The organism is Methylovulum sp. (genome assembly GCF_028687615.1).
In the GTDB taxonomy this organism is placed as follows: Bacteria; Pseudomonadota; Gammaproteobacteria; order Methylococcales; family Methylomonadaceae; genus Methylovulum.
On sequence record NZ_JAQTZU010000017.1, the window covers coordinates 58,911 to 76,786 of the forward strand.

The 17,876-nt window shown below is 47.9% G+C and carries 16 protein-coding genes; 12 read left to right on the forward strand and 4 right to left on the reverse strand.

The window, feature by feature from the left end; all coding sequences use genetic code 11:
- Positions 1-111: 111 nt before the first annotated feature.
- From PHH59_RS11665 to PHH59_RS11715, 11 genes are all read left to right on the forward strand, one after another.
- A complete protein-coding gene (locus tag PHH59_RS11665; protein ID WP_300016053.1) occupies positions 112-1,149 on the forward strand; it encodes an ImmA/IrrE family metallo-endopeptidase in 1,038 nt (345 codons plus the stop codon).
- 2 nt (positions 1,150-1,151) lie between these two features.
- Positions 1,152-1,829 (forward strand): hypothetical protein, encoded by a 678-nt coding sequence (locus PHH59_RS11670; protein ID WP_300016055.1) that lies wholly within the window; start codon positions 1,152-1,154, stop codon positions 1,827-1,829.
- A gap of 162 nt (positions 1,830-1,991) precedes the next feature.
- Entirely contained in the window at positions 1,992-2,873 is an 882-nt protein-coding gene (gene mreC / locus PHH59_RS11675; RefSeq protein WP_300016098.1) for a rod shape-determining protein MreC, read from the forward strand.
- Positions 2,860-3,354: a rod shape-determining protein MreD gene (gene mreD / locus PHH59_RS11680; protein ID WP_300016058.1), complete on the forward strand. Its 495-nt coding sequence runs from the start codon at positions 2,860-2,862 to the stop codon at positions 3,352-3,354. The genes mreC and mreD overlap by 14 nt, the downstream gene beginning before the upstream one ends.
- 2 nt (positions 3,355-3,356) lie before the next feature.
- Complete coding sequence (mrdA, locus tag PHH59_RS11685; RefSeq protein ID WP_300016061.1) at positions 3,357-5,213, forward strand: penicillin-binding protein 2; 1,857 nt, start codon at positions 3,357-3,359, stop codon at positions 5,211-5,213.
- A complete protein-coding gene (rodA, locus tag PHH59_RS11690) occupies positions 5,203-6,336 on the forward strand; it encodes a rod shape-determining protein RodA (RefSeq protein ID WP_300016064.1) in 1,134 nt (377 codons plus the stop codon). The genes mrdA and rodA overlap by 11 nt, the downstream gene beginning before the upstream one ends.
- On the forward strand, positions 6,333-7,466 hold the full coding sequence (gene mltB / locus PHH59_RS11695) for a lytic murein transglycosylase B (protein ID WP_300016067.1): 1,134 nt from the start codon (positions 6,333-6,335) through the stop codon (positions 7,464-7,466). Before rodA ends, mltB begins: the two co-directional genes overlap by 4 nt.
- The gene (locus PHH59_RS11700) at positions 7,441-7,857 is read left to right on the forward strand and encodes a septal ring lytic transglycosylase RlpA family protein (RefSeq protein ID WP_300016070.1); all 417 of its coding nucleotides are present in this window, start codon (positions 7,441-7,443) and stop codon (positions 7,855-7,857) included. The genes mltB and PHH59_RS11700 overlap by 26 nt, the downstream gene beginning before the upstream one ends.
- A 146-nt stretch (positions 7,858-8,003) precedes the next feature.
- Complete coding sequence (locus PHH59_RS11705; RefSeq protein WP_300016073.1) at positions 8,004-9,176, forward strand: D-alanyl-D-alanine carboxypeptidase family protein; 1,173 nt, start codon at positions 8,004-8,006, stop codon at positions 9,174-9,176.
- A complete protein-coding gene (locus tag PHH59_RS11710) occupies positions 9,166-10,008 on the forward strand; it encodes a D-amino acid aminotransferase (RefSeq protein WP_300016077.1) in 843 nt (280 codons plus the stop codon). Before PHH59_RS11705 ends, PHH59_RS11710 begins: the two co-directional genes overlap by 11 nt.
- On the forward strand, positions 10,005-10,268 hold the full coding sequence (locus PHH59_RS11715) for a DUF493 domain-containing protein (RefSeq protein WP_300016080.1): 264 nt from the start codon (positions 10,005-10,007) through the stop codon (positions 10,266-10,268). Before PHH59_RS11710 ends, PHH59_RS11715 begins: the two co-directional genes overlap by 4 nt.
- Before the next feature lie 76 nt (positions 10,269-10,344).
- On the opposite strand, the gene galU is transcribed toward PHH59_RS11715, so the two are convergent.
- Positions 10,345-11,238: a UTP--glucose-1-phosphate uridylyltransferase GalU gene (gene galU / locus PHH59_RS11720; RefSeq protein WP_366145486.1), complete on the reverse strand. Its 894-nt coding sequence runs from the start codon at positions 11,236-11,238 to the stop codon at positions 10,345-10,347.
- A gap of 55 nt (positions 11,239-11,293) precedes the next feature.
- Positions 11,294-12,694, reverse strand: a complete 1,401-nt coding sequence (locus PHH59_RS11725) for a mannose-1-phosphate guanylyltransferase/mannose-6-phosphate isomerase (protein ID WP_366145485.1) — start codon at positions 12,692-12,694, stop codon at positions 11,294-11,296.
- 274 nt (positions 12,695-12,968) lie between these two features.
- Between PHH59_RS11725 and PHH59_RS11730 the strand changes: the two genes are divergently transcribed.
- A complete protein-coding gene (locus PHH59_RS11730) occupies positions 12,969-14,435 on the forward strand; it encodes a zinc-dependent metalloprotease family protein (protein WP_300016083.1) in 1,467 nt (488 codons plus the stop codon).
- Positions 14,436-14,508: 73 nt separating this feature from the next.
- On the opposite strand, the gene PHH59_RS11735 is transcribed toward PHH59_RS11730, so the two are convergent.
- Both PHH59_RS11735 and PHH59_RS11740 read right to left on the reverse strand, forming a co-directional pair.
- Positions 14,509-15,882 (reverse strand): DUF1501 domain-containing protein, encoded by a 1,374-nt coding sequence (locus PHH59_RS11735; protein ID WP_300016086.1) that lies wholly within the window; start codon positions 15,880-15,882, stop codon positions 14,509-14,511.
- A gap of 14 nt (positions 15,883-15,896) precedes the next feature.
- Positions 15,897-17,570, reverse strand: a complete 1,674-nt coding sequence (locus PHH59_RS11740) for a DUF1800 domain-containing protein (protein WP_300016089.1) — start codon at positions 17,568-17,570, stop codon at positions 15,897-15,899.
- Positions 17,571-17,876 lie beyond the last annotated feature (306 nt).

The window sequence follows — 17,876 nt, forward strand, 5'->3', positions numbered from 1 at the left end:
GCTCTAAACGCTTGGCAATACCACTGTTAAAAGACAAACAAGCTGTTTTCAATATTGTTTTTGGTATGAAGCATATATTGATGCTTAAGTTAAATTATTAGAGGTGCCGCTATGACAACAATTACCATCACCAATCCAATCAGGCAACTATCAAAAAGGTTAAGCCATCTTGATAAAAAATTAAGTGTCGAACTCAAGAACTATGCTCCATATTGGTGGGAGGAGAGTCTAAATACCTCGCCAAGTGCCTCACAACAAGTGTTGGTAAGTCTTGCTCGTTTTGCCAATTTAGACATTAAGTCCGTTTTAGATAACAGCCAACCTTTACGTTTTAAAGAAAGTGCTTGTAACTATAAACATGCCTCTAACAAAGAGCCATCTCAGCTAGATGCTGCTACGGCATTAGTGGCTTCATCTGCAAAAATCATTTCACAAATCACTAAGCCTAAATATTCTATTTTTTCAGATGCCTTGACCCTAAGAAAACAATTCCTTGAAGCTGGAAATCCATGTGTGAATCTTGAGCTGTTGATCAATTACTGCTGGCAACAAGGCGTTCCTGTTTTATATTTGCCAGAACTGCCTGTTTCTAAAAAAATGGATGCAGTTGTAGTCGATATTGGTGGAAGCCCAGTTATTGCCATAACAAAAAAATGCAAGCACGAAAGTGCTGTTTTATTTTTACTGGCTCATGAAATGGGACATATTTTCCATCAACATTTAGCAATTGGGCAATTATTGATTGATGAGGGAATTAGTGATGCTTCAAATATAGATGAGCAGGAAAATCAAGCAAATCAATATGCCATTACTTTATTAACAGGTGAAAAAACTACTCAATTTCACTCCGATGGACAAAGGTTGAAAGCGAAAAAACTTGTAGAAAGTGCACGTTTAAATGCAATTGAACATCAAATTGATGCAGGCCATATTGTCTTAAACTGGGGGCATTCTGAATCAAAAAATTGCTCACAAGACAAACAACGCATGGTGATTTGGTCAATTGCCAATGCAGCTTTAAATTTGCTTTATCCAAATCCTATCTGGGAGCAACTGATCAAAGAACAGTTGCTTAAAAATATTGATGAAAATGAAGCTCAAGGCGACCAACTTGATTATTTGTATAAGCTAATGAAAATTGAGGAATAAACTTGGCTTTACTTCTCGATAACGATGTTGTTCACAAATTGGCCCAATTAGATTTGTTGATGGATGCCAGCAAATTATTGAGAAAGGAATTTGGAGGTCTAAAAATTTTAGATACTCTTAAATTTAAGTTTTGCCCAAAACCAGAAGATACTGCAAAAAGAGCAAAAGCAGAGAAAAAATATGGTGTTGTAGTTGTGAAAAGAATCGATGACTTTCTCCATTCAGGTATTAGCGAAATCTCTCAGGCAGTACAAGATACTGACTTAATGAATGCAATGATTTCTGATGAAGACTTAGACACAGGAGAAATGCAACTCCTACAAGCTCTTTTTGACGAAAAAGAGCAATTGCTTTTTACAGGTGACAAAAGATTTCTAAAAGCGTTAGCGGAGACAGAATTACTGAGTGATAGATTAACAGACATCCAAGAAAAATTTGTTTGCTTAGAGCAACTTATGTGTTTTCTAATCAAAAACTTATCATTTACAGTAATTAACGGAAAATTTGTCGGCGCAGTTAATTCCCAAACTCCCCTATTAGACACCACGTTAAGAGTTTGCTTTGGCTCTAAACGTGAGAATGCAATTGAAAATGAAGTGATTGAAAATTTAGTTAATGAGATTGGCCATCTAAAAAAGCAAACTAAAAATTTATTGACAAACGAAGGTAAGTTTAATTAATTCGTAAAATTGTTGGGCATGAAATCAAATAATTAACGGCTTAGATTACTGCGTATATTGCCATCATCTATTTATTAACCACCAAAATTCTGCACTGTGTAGACATGAACAGCTCCGTATTCTACGCACTCCCTCCTTACTTCGAGGAATCCCCCTATAAAACTGCTATTCGCCACTGGCCCATCCATCAACACCCGTCTACTGGTTGCCGTGCTGGCTTCGGTCGCGTTACTGATCACCGAACAGCGGGGCCAGCAACTGGATTTTTTACGCGCCACCTTATCCTTCTTTATCGAGCCATTGAAACATCTGGTGGATATGCCAAGCGTGCTGATTGAGCAGACCAACAACACGGTAAATTCCTACGCGGCACTCAAAAAGGACAACGAGCGTTTGCGCGAGGATCAGCTTATCCATCAAACCCGCTTGCTGAAACTGGAAGCCCTGGAGAAAGAAAACATCCGCTTGCGGGCCTTGCTGGAAAACTCCTTCAAACTCGGCGAGCAAGTGCTGATCGCCGAATTATTGTCGATAAAAATGGCCCCTTACGAACACATTTTGGTGGTCAACAAAGGCACCCGTTTTGGCGTACATCCGCAGCAACCGGTGCTCGACGCCAATGGCGTGGTCGGGCAAGTGTTCCGCGCCCTGCCATTAAGCTCGGAAATCATGCTCATCACCGATCCGAACCACGCGATTCCGGTACAGGTCAACCGCAATGGCCTGTTGACGATAGCCGTCGGTAGCGGTCAGCTCAACCGCCTCATTTTGCCGTTTCTGCCCAGCAATGCCGATATTCGTCCGGGGGATTTGCTGATCACCTCCGGCTTGGGCGGCACGTTTCCTCAAGGCTACCCCGTTGCCGTTGTCGATGAATTTACATCCCAGCCCAACAAGGCCTTTGCCAGCATCACCGCCACGCCTTCCGCCAAACTTGACCGTAACCGCGAACTGATGATCGTCTGGAGCAAATCCACGCCAGTCCCTTTGATCGCCAAACCCCCATCGCCCGAAACCGCCGGTACAGAAGATGCCCATAAATAACTATTATGGCTTTGGCCGCATTATCCTCAGCATCGCCGTCGCGATGTGCCTGCGTATTGCCCCGTGGCCTTTTGACCTGGCGATTTATAATCCCGATTGGGTGTTGATGGTGCTGATTTACTGGTCTATCACTTTTCCTGAACGGGTCGGTATTTTTCACGCCTGGACTTTTGGTTTATTTACCGACGTTTTGACCGGAAGATTATTAGGCCAATACGCATTGGCGTATTCGCTGGTGATTTATATTTGCTTGAAACTGCACAAACGTTTGCGCCGTTTTCCACTGTTGCAACAGGAATTGTTCATTTTTTGCTGCCTGTTGTTGTCGCAACTGTTGTTGTTCCTGATCAAAAACCTCCAGCACCCGGCGCAATTGCACGCTACATTCTGGTGGCCGGTGCTCACCGGGACGCTGTGCTGGCCTGTTGTGCATACCCTCTTGCGCTTTGTGCGTTTATCTAAACCCGTCAACAAAGACTAGCCATGTCGCGCATGTATTCGGTGAATGACAGTACGGCGGAGAACCGCCTGTTTTTGCAGCGCATCGTCGCGGCTTTTGTCGTCATCATCCTGCTCAGCACCGCGCTGATCGTGCGGCTGATTTATCTGCAAATCGTCGGCCATGAGCATTACGCGTCGATGGCGAAAGAAAATAGCGTCAAAATCATGCCGTTAGTGCCGACACGCGGCATTATTTATGACCGTAACGGCAAAATCCTCGCCGACAACACGCCTTCTTACAGCCTTGACCTGATTCCCGAACAAATCAGTGACATGGATGGCACCTTGCAGCGTTTGCAAAAACTGCTGGACATCCCGCCCGATAAAATCGATTTTTTTGAAAAACAGCGCAAACGCCAAAAACGCTTCACCAGCATCCCTTTGCTGTTGAACCTAAGCGATGACGAACTGGCAAAATTCGCGGTAGTCCGGCCTTTTTTCCCTGGCGTTGACATCCATACCCATCTGGTCAGGCATTATCCTTACGGCGATTTGTCGGCCCACGTCATCGGCTATGTCGGGCGCATTAACGAAGCTGAAATGAAAGAACTGCCCGTCGCCGAATATCGCGGCTCCACGCATATCGGCAAACTGGGCATAGAAAGCAGTTATGAACAAATCCTGCATGGCAAGACCGGTTACGCCGAAATAGAAACCAATGTGCAGGCGCGATCTTTAAACACGCTCAGTGAAAACAATCCTGAACCAGGGGCGAATCTCTATCTGACGCTGGATATTGATTTGCAAAAAACCGCTTATGACGCGCTGGAAGCCTATAACGGCGCGGTGGTGGCGATTGATATAAAAACTGGCGGCGTATTGGTGTTTGCCAGCCGCCCAGGTTTTGACCCGAACCCCTTCGTGGTCGGCATCAGCAATGATGCTTACAAAGCCTTGCAGACGTCCAACGACCAGCCACTTTATAACCGCGCCCTGCGTGGCTTGTATCCGCCCGGCTCCACGATCAAGCCGTTTGTCGCCCTGGCGGGTTTGGAATATAACGCGATCAATGCCAATCAAAAGCTGTTCTGCCCTGGCTATTACCAATTGCCAGGAGCTAGCCACAAATACCGCGACTGGCGTAAAGGCGGGCATGGCTCGGTAAGTTTGAATTCGGCCATCACCCAATCGTGTGATGTCTATTTTTATCGCTTGGCCTTGATGCTAGGCATAGACCATCTGCATGATTTCCTGCAAAAATTTGGTTTTGGCGAAAAATCCGGCATTGATCTGGTCGGCGAAAAATCAGGCCTGCTGCCCTCGCGGGAATGGAAACAAAGCCAAAAAAACAAACTCTGGTTTCCTGGTGAAACCGTAATCACCGGCATAGGCCAAGGCTACCTCCAAGTCACCCCCCTGCAATTGGCCCGTGCCACCGCAACCTTGGCAAACCGCGGCAACGTCGTGATGCCTTATTTGGTTGATAAAATCGTCTCACCCAATAATGCACCACCGCCGCCACGCCCGCCCCAAACCACCATCGCCCTCAAGCAAGACAATATCAACAGTGTCATTGATGGCATGGTCAATGTGGTACATAGCGCACGAGGCACGGCAAAAAACATAGGCAGGTCGGTCAATTTCCAAATTGCGGGCAAAACCGGCACGGCGCAAGTGTTCAACATCAAGCAAAACGCCAAATACAACGAACATGCGATTGACTTTAAATTACGCGACCATGCCTTGTTCATCGCTTTCGCACCTGCGGACGATCCGCAAATCGCCATCGCCGTGATCGCCGAAAACGGGGGGCACGGGGGTTCGGTCGCCGCGCCGATTGCCGCGAAAGTCATCAAACAATATTTACAAAACTTAAAAACGCCCGCGCATGAAAACTGAAACCCGCGCCGAACATTTTGAACCGCCCTCAGTCATCGGCACGATACTCAGACGCCTGCACATCGACATCCCCCTGTTTATCGCGTTGTTTTTAACCGCATTGCTCAGTTTTATCATTTTGTACAGCGCGGGCAGCCAGGACATGGGCGTCTTATATCGCCAAGCCGCCCGCATCGGCTTGGCATTTGTGCTGATGACCGCCCTCGCCCATGTCAATCCTTATCAATTCAAACGCTATTCCGCCTTATTGTTCGGCATGGGCTTGTTTTTGCTGCTGGCGGTGTTGATCATGGGACAAATTGGCAAAGGGGCGCAACGTTGGCTGGATTTGGGGCTTTTCCGTTTCCAGCCTTCGGAAATGATCAAGCTGACCACGCCGATGATGATCGCCTGGTATTTGTCGGAACATACTTTACCGCCGAAAATCAAGCAATTGGCGATTGCCACGGTGTTGATATTGGTGCCGACCTTGTTGATTGCCAAGCAGCCGGATTTAGGCACGGCCTTGCTGGTCGCCAGTTCCGGCGCGGGGGTGTTGTTCTTTGCCGGATTATCGTGGCGGTTTATTTTCGGCATCATCGCCGCGCTAGCTGCCCTCACGCCGATTATTTGGCATTTTATGCACGGCTACCAGCGTGACCGCGTGTTGACCTTCCTGAACCCCGAAGCCGACCCCTTAGGCCGTGGTTATCATATTATCCAATCGAAAATCGCCATTGGTTCCGGCGGCATCTACGGCAAAGGCTGGCTGGGCAGCACCCAATCGGAGCTGGATTTTTTGCCGGAAAGCTCCACGGATTTTATTTTTGCCGTGTTTGCCGAGGAATTTGGCCTGTTCGGCTGTGTCAGCCTGTTGATTTTGTATTTGCTGATCATCGCCCGCTGCCTGTACATCGCCTCGCAAGCCCATGACACCTATTGCCGCTTGTTGGCGAGCAGCCTGGCCTTCACTTTTTTTGTCTATGTGTTTGTCAATATCGGCATGGTCATCGGTATCTTGCCCGTGGTGGGTGTGCCGTTACCGCTGATCAGCTACGGCGGCACGTCAATCGTCACCTTGCTGGCAGGCTTTGGCATTTTGATGTCCATACACACCCATAAAAAACGCTTGTCACGCAAATGAAAACATCAATACCGGTTGCCCTACAACAGTTGGATTTTGCCCTGTCCAGACCTTTCAGTTTTAAAAAACCTGGAAGGCATAAACCGCAAAATATTTATATTGGCTTGCTGATTTTTACATTGTGCCTGACCGCTTGTGCCTCCCTGCCAAATCCTGACGGCATAAAGAACGCTTTCATCGCCAAAATGGTTACCGTCCATCAATTTGATGAAACGGAACTCCGGGCTTTGTTTGCCAATGCCGTCATCAAGGACGACATCTTAAAAAAAATCGCCAAACCTGCCGAAGGTTTGCCGTGGTTCCAATACCGCAAGATTTTTATCACCGATGCACGTGTCGATGCCGGTGTGAAATTTTGGCAAGACCATGCCCAAACCTTGTCTGAGGCCGAACGCCGCTATGGGGTTCCGGCGCAAATTATCGTCGCCATTTTGGGTGTCGAAACCTTTTACGGGCAGCATCCAGGCAAATACCGCGTCATAGACGCATTATCAACCCTGGCTTTTGCTTATCCGCCCCGCAGTGAATTTTTCTTAAGCGAGCTGGAGCAGTTTTTATTGCTGTGCCGTGAAGAACATATCAAGCCTTTAGACCCGATAGGCTCGTATGCCGGTGCGATGGGCAAACCACAGTTCATGCCTAGCAGTTTTCGCCGCTATGCGACTGATTTTAATAAGGATAACCGCCGTGATATATGGCAGGACAACGCCGATGTGATCGCCAGCGTCGCCAACTATTTTAGGCAATTCCATTGGCAAACAGGGCAAGCTATTGCCACGCCTGTCACTTCCACTGGAGAGCAATATAAATCCATCCTTAATGCCAACCTTAAGCCGGATTTAAGACTTGCTAGGTTAGAATCACTCAACTTAAAAATATCCCAGCCTTTGGCTTTAGTCGATAAAGTCAAAATTCTTGAATTAAAACAAGAACAAGGCGAAGAACTTTGGGCGGTGACAGACAATTTTTATTGCCTGACCCGTTATAACCACAGTGCTTTATATGCGATGGCGGTATTTCAATTAAGTGAATCTATCTTGATAAGAGGACAATCCTATGGACAAACTCATAACAGCCGTATTTTTTATGATGGTATGCAGTTTTTTGAGCAACCCAATTTCAAACGCTGAAGCGTCCGCCAAACATGGCGGCCACCGGCATCATCACAAGCACAGTTTTCACCACGGCAAACACCGCCATCACTCGGCATCTACACACCCCTACGACGACAAATCAGGTATGGCTTCGTGGTACGGCCATCAGTTTCATGGCAGAAAAACCGCCAATGGTGAAAGATACGACATGTATGCGATGACCGCGGCCCACAACACGCTGCCCTTGTCATCGTACGCCGAAGTGACCAACCTTAGAAACCAACGCACGGTCATCGTCCGCATCAATGACCGCGGCCCTTTCCGTAGCCACCGCGTGATGGACTTGTCTTATGCCGCCGCCAAAGAATTAGGCATCCAACAGACAGGCACAGCGGCGATAAAAATCACTCCGCTAGCCATGAACTAAACCGTTTTTTCCAATTTGGGATTTTTATCCCATTATCTGCCATTTACCTATCCTGAACCCCTAAAGCGATTACTGAAACCAAACAAATAGACAACGCCATGATACAATAACGCTCTGTTTTATTGAGTCTACCCCCCTACAGAGCAATGACATCCTTTAAAAAATTTACCTTGTTTCTATTCCTGGGTTTACAGTTCGCCGTCTTCCAAGCTTGGGCAATAGAAGCTGAATTGGCAATCCCCCCCGCCCCCTCGATTGCCGCAACTGCTTTCATCTTAAAAGACCACAATACCGGAAAAATCCTAGCGGAAAACAACGCCGACGCGAAACTGGCACCCGCTAGCCTGACCAAAATCATGACGGTTTATGTGGTCTTTAATGAAATCAAAAAAGGCACTTTGCATCTGGACGATTTGGCGACCATCAGCCAAAAAGCGTGGTCAACCACGGGCTCGCGCATGTTCATCAACGTCAATGACCGTGTCAAAATCGAGGACTTGCTTAAAGGGGTCATCATCCAGTCCGGCAATGACGCCAGTGTCGCGCTTGCCGAACATGTCGCCGGCAGTGAAGAAACTTTTGCGGAAATGATGAACCAACAGGCCGCGCGTTTAGGCATGATGAGTAGCCATTTCAAAAACAGCGACGGCTTGCCTACCGAAGACCATTACACTACCGCGCGTGATTTGGCGACGCTGACCTCGGCGTTGATTAAAGAATTCCCTGAGTATTACCGCTGGTTTTCGCAAAAAGAATTCACCTACAACAAAATCACCCAGCAAAACCGCAATCAGTTGCTGTCACGCGATGAATCGGTGGATGGCGTAAAAACCGGTTTTACCGACGAAGCGGGTTATTGCCTGGTGGCATCGGCATTGCGCGAAAACATGCGCCTGATTTCTATTGTCATGGGCACCAAAAGCACTAAAGCGCGGGCTAATGAAAACCAAAGCCTGTTGAACTATGGCTTCCGTTTCTATGAATCACATCGGCTTTACGAAGGCAATAAATCGCTGAACGAAGCGCGGTTGTGGAAAGGTGCCGAGCAAAATTTGCCTTTAGGTTTGCCTGAAGACCTCTACGTGACCATCCCGCGCCGCCACTACAATGATTTGAAAGCGGTCATCACCGTCAATAAAAAAATCACCGCCCCGGTTAAGGAAGGCGATAAACTTGGCGTGGTCAACGTCACGCTAAAAGACCAGCCGCTTATCAGCAAAGAGTTAGTCGCCCTTAAATCCGTTGGGCAAGGCAATATTTTCCGCCGCTTGTATGACGGTGCGTTAATGTCTTTTGAGAAATCCGACGATGGCAAGTAAGACCGTTTTTTTGAATGGTGGCTATTTGCCGCTGGAAGACGCCAAAATTTCCGTATTGGACCGCGGCTTTTTGTTTGGCGATGGCGTGTATGAAGTGATTCCGGCCTACTACGGTAAATTGTTCCGTGCGCAAGACCATTGGCAACGGCTGGAAAATAGCCTCGCCATCGTCCGCATCACCAACCCGCACAGCCGCAACGAATGGCAAGCGATTTGCGAACCCTTGCTGGATGCGGGCAAAAACCAATATATTTACTTGCAAATCACCCGTGGCACTGCCGACAAGCGCGACCATGCCTTTCCTGAAGGCGTGGCCCCCACCGTTTTTGTGCTATGTTCCGACATCCTGCCATTTGCCGGAACCCAAACAGGCATTAAAGCCGTGACGATGGACGATAGCCGCTGGAAACTCTGCCATGCCAAAACCATCGCCTTGCTAGGCAATATCCTGCACCGCCAAGAAGCGATAGACCAAGACTGCGCCGAAGCGATTCTGGTTAAAAATGGCTATGTCACCGAAGGCGCGGCAAGCAATGTGTTTGCCGTGATTGATGGTGTGTTGGTCACGCCACCGAAAAGCAACGCGATTTTGCATGGCATCACCCGTGATGTGATTTTGGAATTGGCCGCCCAACACAACATCGCTTATCGGGAGGAGCACATCACGCTTGCACAATTGCAAGCCGCCAGTGAAATTTGGGTCACTAGCTCAACCCGTGAAATCATCGCCGTTGTCGAGTTGGATGGCATAAGCGTTGGCAATGGTGCGCCAGGGCCGGTTTGGCACACCATGAACGATATTTTTCAAGCTTACAAACAATCCCTGTCATGAGTGAAGAAACCTTATTTGAATTTCCCTGCGCCTTCCCAATCAAGGCGATGGGCAAGAATGAAATTGAAATTGATATTTTAGTGATAGAAATCATCCGTCGCCACGTGCCGGATATTAACGAAACCCACATCAAAACCCGCCCCAGCAAAGACGGCAAATTCATCGCCGTCACCGCCACCATCACCGCCCACAGCAAACAACAATTGGATGCGATTTATCAGGACTTGACGGATCATCCGTTGATTTTGTTTGCTTTGTGATGTGCCGAAAAAGCTCGTAGGCTGGGATTACGCTATCGCTTCATCCCAGCCTACACATTAATTACTGTCAGGGCAATTAAGCTCCAATCTTATGGGTTTTGACTAATTTTTTCAAATACAACAAAAAGTCATCTTTAAGATCTTTATGCAATAAGCCATGTTCGACGGTGGCGATTAAAAAGCCAAGTTTGGAGCCGCAATCATAACGCCTGCCTTCAAATTCATAAGCCAGCACTTGTTCGTCATGCATGAGCGCGGCAATGGCATCGGTCAGTTGGATTTCGCCGCCTGCACCGCGGCCCGTGGTTTTGATTTTATCGAAAATGGCTGGCGTTAAGATATAACGGCCCACTACACCAAGATTTGATGGCGCGTCTTCAGGTTTGGGCTTTTCGACAATGGATTCCACAACGCCGTGGGAGCCGACAAAATCGCCGGTTTTGACGATGCCATAACTGGCGGTGTCAGCCGGATTAATGCGCTCAACACCCAAAATAGAGCTATGGGTTTCTTCATACAGCTTGACCATTTGCGCCATACAGCCACGGCCTGCATCTTCAATCAAATCGTCCGCCAAAATGATCGCAAACGGTTCATCACCGACGACAGGCCGGGCGCAATAAACTGCGTGGCCTAGGCCTAAGGCTTCGGCTTGACGGATAAAAATGCACGAGACATGCGGCGGGACAATGTCGCGGAGGATATTCAGCAGTTCGGTTTTGCCTTTGGCTTCCAACTCTTTTTCCAGTTCGTAGGCTTTGTCGAAATGGTCGGTGATGGTATTTTTGCTACGGCCTGTGATAAAAATCATGGTGTCGATACCGGCGGCGATAGCCTCTTCAACTGCGTATTGGATCAATGGTTTATCGACTATCGGCAGCATTTCTTTGGGGCTGGCTTTGGTGGCGGGCAAAAAGCGGGTGCCTAAACCGGCCACGGGGAAAACGGCTTTGGTAATTATTTTACTCATTTATTTTTCCTTCAGATTCACAATAAAAAACTACACGGGCTAGGCGTAGCGGGATTTAAACACGTCCGTAAACATCATCAAAGCGGACAATATCGTCTTCGCCCAAATAACTTCCAGATTGCACTTCAACAATTTCCAGCGGGATGACTCCGGGATTTTCCAGGCAATGGACGATACCCAGCGGAATAAAAGTGGATTCATTTTCGGTGAGCATGATTTTTTCATCACCCCGGGTGACTAGCGCGGTACCTTTGACAACCACCCAATGTTCGGCGCGGTGATGGTGCTTTTGTACCGACAATTTACCGCCGGGTTTGACGACCATACGTTTGGTCTGGTGGCGGTCACCATCATCTATGGAGTGGTAATGTCCCCAAGGCCGGTAGACCTTGCGGTGGACATCGGCTTCACGGCGTTGCAGGGCTTTTAATTGCGCTACGATGTCTTTGACTTCCTGGACGCGGTTTTTGGGGGCGATCATGACCGCGTCATCGGTTTCGACGATGACCATATCGTTGATGCCAATTGCCGCAACCAGTTTGTTTTCAGAATGGATATAAGAATTATGGCTGTCTACAGTCAAAACATCACCACAGACGGCATTGCCATATTCGTCCTTGTCGGTGACATCCCATAATGCCGACCAGGAACCGACATCGTTCCAGCCCGCATCTAAAGGAATAACAACGGCTTTGTCGGTTTTTTCCATGACGGCGTAATCTATGGAATCGGACGGACAGGTGCTGAATAGGGCTTTATCGACACGGGTAAAATCCAGATCGGTTTTCGCCGCGTTTAAGGCTTGTCGGCAAACGTCAAGCATAGTCGGATTAAATTTTTCCAGTTCGCCAAGAAAACTGCCCGCAGTAAACGCAAACATGCCGCTATTCCAGAAATAATCGCCGCTTTGCAAATAAGCGGCGGCGGTGGCTAAATCGGGTTTTTCAACAAAGGCTTCAACATCATAAGCCGCGCCTTTTTGGCTGCTGGCGCGTTTGATATAACCGTAGCCAGTTTCGGGTTCTGTAGGAACAATGCCAAACGTGACCAAAAAACCTTGTCTTGCCAGTTCTTCGGCATGGACGATGGCTTGATGAAACGCAGGGATATTGTCGATAACGTGGTCGGCTGGCAATACCAATAACACGTCATCCGCTGATTTTGCCGACAAGGCCGCCATAGCCACGGCGGGGGCGGTATTTTTGCCGACGGGTTCCAAGATGATCGCCGCCGGTTTTATACCGATTTCCCAGAGTTGTTCCGCCATCATGAAGCGGTGGTTTTCATTGCACACGGCAATCGGTGCTTGCTGGCCTTTAACGCCCGCCAACCTGAGCAGGGTTTCCTGCACCATGGTTTGTTTGGACACCAAAGGCAGGAATTGTTTCGGATATTGCCCGCGTGATAAGGGCCAAAGCCGAGTGCCTGAACCGCCTGACAAAATAACGGGGATCATAATAATTTTCCTTACTCGTAAAAGTCTGTGTGGTGAAAACAAGGATCGCGTTGCCGGAATATTGGCGGTCAACCATCACATTATACTGTACGCCATGATCAATAAAGAAAGTGAATCTGTAGGCGTAGGAGTAAACACGAGTTTTATTAAAATGTGCCTGTGTAGCTTTGGTTGATTCGCAGAAACGCCTCAATAATCCGGCTATAATTACTTGGGGAATCCAATCTTCAGTTTGTTCTAAATCCAATATAACCTTAACCCACAAATACCTATTATGAGCACACACGACAAGTCCAGGATAAAGCTGTTTTCAGTCGTTGCCATCGCATTATTGCCATTGGCTGCGGCGGCGCAAAATGTGCGGCATTTCGGTTTGGGAATGCCGGCACCTTTACAATTAAGCGATTTACCGACCAGCAACCTACGCACCAAATTGGATATGTTACCGGCAAAAGCACAACAAAAAGCCCTTGAATCCTTGCGTAAGCTGTCATTTACCGAGCAAGACCTTCAATATCTGCAAGTAGACAATAACGGCGGCGTGTTATTTGTAGATAGTTTTTTACCTCCAGCCCCGCCCGTTGCCGGAGCCAATAGTCAAATCGAAAAACCGGCCTTGATCAGTGCCAGCGATGCGTTTTCATTGCACAGCAGGCCGGGGGCCAAAAAGATTATTTATCTCGACTTCACGGGTATGGACATCACGGGCACTGCCTGGAATGATCAAGCAAACGTGCCGACATTTAATGCCCAAGCTTATGACACAAACGGTTCGCCCGATACGTTTAGCTCCGACGAACTCAATAGCATTGCCGATATTTGGCATCGCGTAGCCGAAGACTATATGCCGTTTAATGTCGATGTCACCACTAAAGAACCCAAAATCTTTGGGCCGACTGTCGGGCGGATTTTGATTACCAAAAATGTGGATAAAAACGGGGTGGCGATGCCTTATTCCAACGCGGGTGGGGTTGCCTATGTTGGCGTTTGGGGGCAATCGTATTACACCACCTATTCACCTGCCTTGGTCTACTTCAATAACTTGGGTACAGGGCAATCACATTATGTTGCCGAGGCGGCGTCCCATGAAATGGGGCATAATCTAGGCTTGTCGCATGATGGAACGTCGTCTGTCGGCTATTATGCAGGGCTGGGTTCGGGGGTTATTTCCTGGGCGCCGATTATGGGGGTCGGCTACTACACCAACATCACCCAATGGAGCAAGGGCGAATACCCGGACGCCAACCAAAAAGAGGATGATATTGCCATCATCAAAGCCAATTTGGGCTATCGTGCTGATGATCACGGCAATACTTTGGATACAGCCACACCATTGGTAATTGATGGCAGCGGCAAAATTTCCGCGACTAATGTTGAAACTGATCCGCATAATGCCGACAAATCAAACAAAGGCGTTATCGGGAAATTGAACGATGCGGATTATTTCTCCTTTTATGTTGGCGCAGGTCCCGTCAATATCACCGTCACGCCTGCTTGGGACGCTTTTTATAATAGCGTCCATCGTGGAGCCAATCTCGATGTGCAAGCGACTTTGTACCGTTGGGATGGTGGGGTATTACAAAAAAGCGACCCTTCAACTGAAACCAAAGCGGTCATTTCCAAAACGCTTGCTGCAGGGCAATACTTTTTGGCTATCAGAGGCGTAGGCAATACGGTTACGCCATATTCCAAATATGATAGCCTGGGCCAGTATTTTATCAGAGGGACTGTAACGCCTTAGTCTATTGAGCCACAGTCAAAAGCGGTTTGGTTGACCACCAAACCGCTTTTAAAACACGTTCTGAGCGAAGTTTTTACGTCAAGGCCATAAAGCCAAGATCGGCGGTGTCAAAGCGGCCAAGGTGGGGGAAAATTGCTGCCAATTGGTTGCCATCGGCTCCGAACCAACGGGCCAAGGTCGCCCCGTATTGCTCAACCGAAGTCGTGGGAATCAGACGTCCATAGCCGGAATCATCTGGGCCATCAATGGTCTGGTCAGGGAATGCGCCATAGACATTGCCGCCTACAACCGAACCGCCCGCGACCATTTGCACATTGCCCCAAGCGTGGTCGCTGCCATCGCCGTTAGTAGTGAGGGTACGTCCAAAATCTGACAAGGTGAAACTGGTCACGTCATTGCCAACGCCAAATTCATCCATCGTGCCATGAAAAGCAGCCACCGCTTGCGACAATTCGGCTATCAAATTGCCGTGACGCTGGATTTGATCATCATGGGTATCGTAACCGCCTTGAACCACATAAAACACTTGGCGTTTTACGCCAAAAATTTCCCGGACACTAATTACCCGCGCAACCATTTGCAATTGTTGTGATAAAGAACCACCCGGCCAAATCCCGGTGCCAATTGAGCTTTTATTTAAAGCGTTAATCAGGGTTTGGCTCAAATCCAGCGAACTTTTGACTGATTTGGCGAACTCCCTTTCCAACAAACGACCATTTGTGATCGTCAAGTCCAGAATTTTGTTGAAAGTTTTCGCTCTGGCATCTTTAGGGCCGCCAGATGCCACATAAAAATTATTGACGCCGCCACCACTCATGTAATACGGCACGGTATTAGCGCCCACTTGAAACAAGTTGTTACCTGCGATGGATACGCCTAGTGGCAATGGGCTATTGCCATTGAGCCCGGTAAGTAAATCTGCCATACGCCCACCCCAGCCAATTTTCTCTAACGCGTCAAGTTGACTGGACATGCCCTGATCGGATTGGTCGTTATGCGAATACAGTTGCGGTGGCAAATGGGCATTCGCCAGATAATCCTTTTTGCTCGTCGGTTGCAATAAAGTGCCAACATTCGCCAAAAAAGCCAAGCGACCATTATCGTACAAATTTTGAAAACCCGGAGCACGGGTAGAAACGGCAAAGTTTTGCCCTGATGACGAGTTTAAACTTAGCAATTGATCACTAGGGAATGCCAAATTACCGCGTGCCTTTTTATAAATACTATAACGGTCAACATCATTTGGAATCAACACATTAAAGCCATCATTACCGCCAGCCAGAAAAATACATACCAATGCGCGGTAATCTGGGGCAGCCGCTTCAGCCGCCGCCGCTTGCACACCGGCTAATAAGCCCAGTGCCGCATTACGGTTACATGCACCGGCCGCCGCCGTTGCGGCGCATTGTAAAAAATTGCGGCGGGTCCACTGTTTTGATGTAGTCATGGCAGCTTCCTTTATCAGCGTTGAATGAGGTAATAGGGGGAGCTCATAATAAAATACAGGGCTTCCAAAGAACGGTTGACACCATTTTCAGGATACGACCTGTAATCAACGGAGCGGATATAATTGCTTAAAACGGTTTTTACATCAGCAGGTACTTTATTGCCGGTCAATATCAAATTAAGGTAATCAACCAACGCCCCTGGCGATTTGGCACGTTTTTTCAAGTTATTGATATTGATCAAGACATCGTAGGGATTGGTGTACGGATTACCTTTGTATCGCCAATAGATAAGGCCAAACAATTCGTTATAAAAGCGTGTGTTATTGGCATCGTTGACGAGTTGGAATTCGGGGGCGAACAGGCCGTGGTTTTTAATTGCGCCACTAGGAGCAAAATCAGGGCGGAAAAAGTTGAAAACACTGGATGCGGATAACGGGCCCTGTCCTATTGAAGAATCGGGATAATAATAACGGATAGTCCCGTCTAGCGAATGACCGTCAAAAGCCCGCCAAAGATGCGTCAGCACCAATAAGGGTTCGCGTAATTTGCCAAAATTAGCGTTGGCGCGCACTCCTTCCAAGGCTTCCGGGTCAAGCAATACAGCGCGGATCACGGCTTTCATATCACCTCTTACGCCCTTGCCATTATCATCAAACTTTCTGGAGACGCGTTTGATGTAGTCCGGTGAAGGATTGCTCGTCACCAGCCGCTGGATAAGCCGACGACCGATAAACGGGCCGACATTCGGATGGTTGAAGAGCGTGTCCAGTAAAATTTTCAAATCCCCCGATGCCTTGCCTTTTTCGGGGACGATGATATTGTCCAATAGCGTTTTCAGGCTACGGTCATGATAAGTTTCAAACGGTTTCATGCTGATACGCCAGTCACCACCATCAAAAAACGAATAGGAATCGCCAAAAGCCCAGCCGGTCAATACCTTGGCCGAGTTTTCGACGTCAGTTTGCGAATATGTGGGGATGGTATTGCCATCCAGCAACAAAGGAACGCCTGAAGGATCCAGTTGCACCAAACCGATGGTAAATAACTGCATGATTTCACGGGCATAGTTTTCGTCGGCACGGATACCTGACTTGCGGTCGGCTTTTTGATTATGCAGCATCGACAAATAGCGGCCCATTGCAGGGGATAGGGTCACGCGCTCCAAAATATCACGGAAATTGCCAAAGGCATTACGGGTCAAAATGTCGTAGTAAACAGCCATCGCGTTTGTGGGAATGCCTGAACCCACATCGGAGACGACAAAAATCTCCGATAGCGCAAACGCAACCCGTTGACGTAACTGGTCAGGTGCAGTGACGGCGTGGCGGAACCACACTTCCATGCGGTTTTCCCGTTGATTGTTGTTCTGGGTTTGATTCAATACAGCAAGATGGCAAGAGGCGTCCATCTTAAATTGTTCGTTAATCCAATCCTGGAATGTCATTTTGCTGAGATGGTTGACATCTCTTGGCATCGCGCCAAAAGTTGCCATATTCAGGAACCGCACTGCCAAAGCTTGGGAAGTTACTGCGGGGACATCCGCCGTGGGTGGATAAACAGGTACCGCCAAGGGGTCGAAACAGTCAGCAGGAAGATCTGCTGAAGCCACGCCAGGGAGCAGCATCGCGAGCAACAACCCCAGTCTGAATGGTTTTGCCGTAACCCGGCAACAGTTGATGATTTTCATAGGCGTATAGTCCTTTCGGTAGTCCAGCTTTAGTTAAATCAATAACATATTTTGCCAAGAGTCTAGTGGGCTCTTAAAGGCTGTCAAGAATACAGCAGCAAAAAGCAGAACTAAATCACTTTTTGCGATGGTTTAAAAAATTTGCTGGCATCAACACCCAATTGATTCAGCTTAGTACATGTTTAGTCCCGCATTTAAATGGTTAGGATTAATAATAAAAATATCTGGTTTTTCATCATACCATTTTAGGACGGCATCAAAAGGGGTCTTACGTCCAACAGCCCTGAGTTTCAGGTTGAAGTTGTA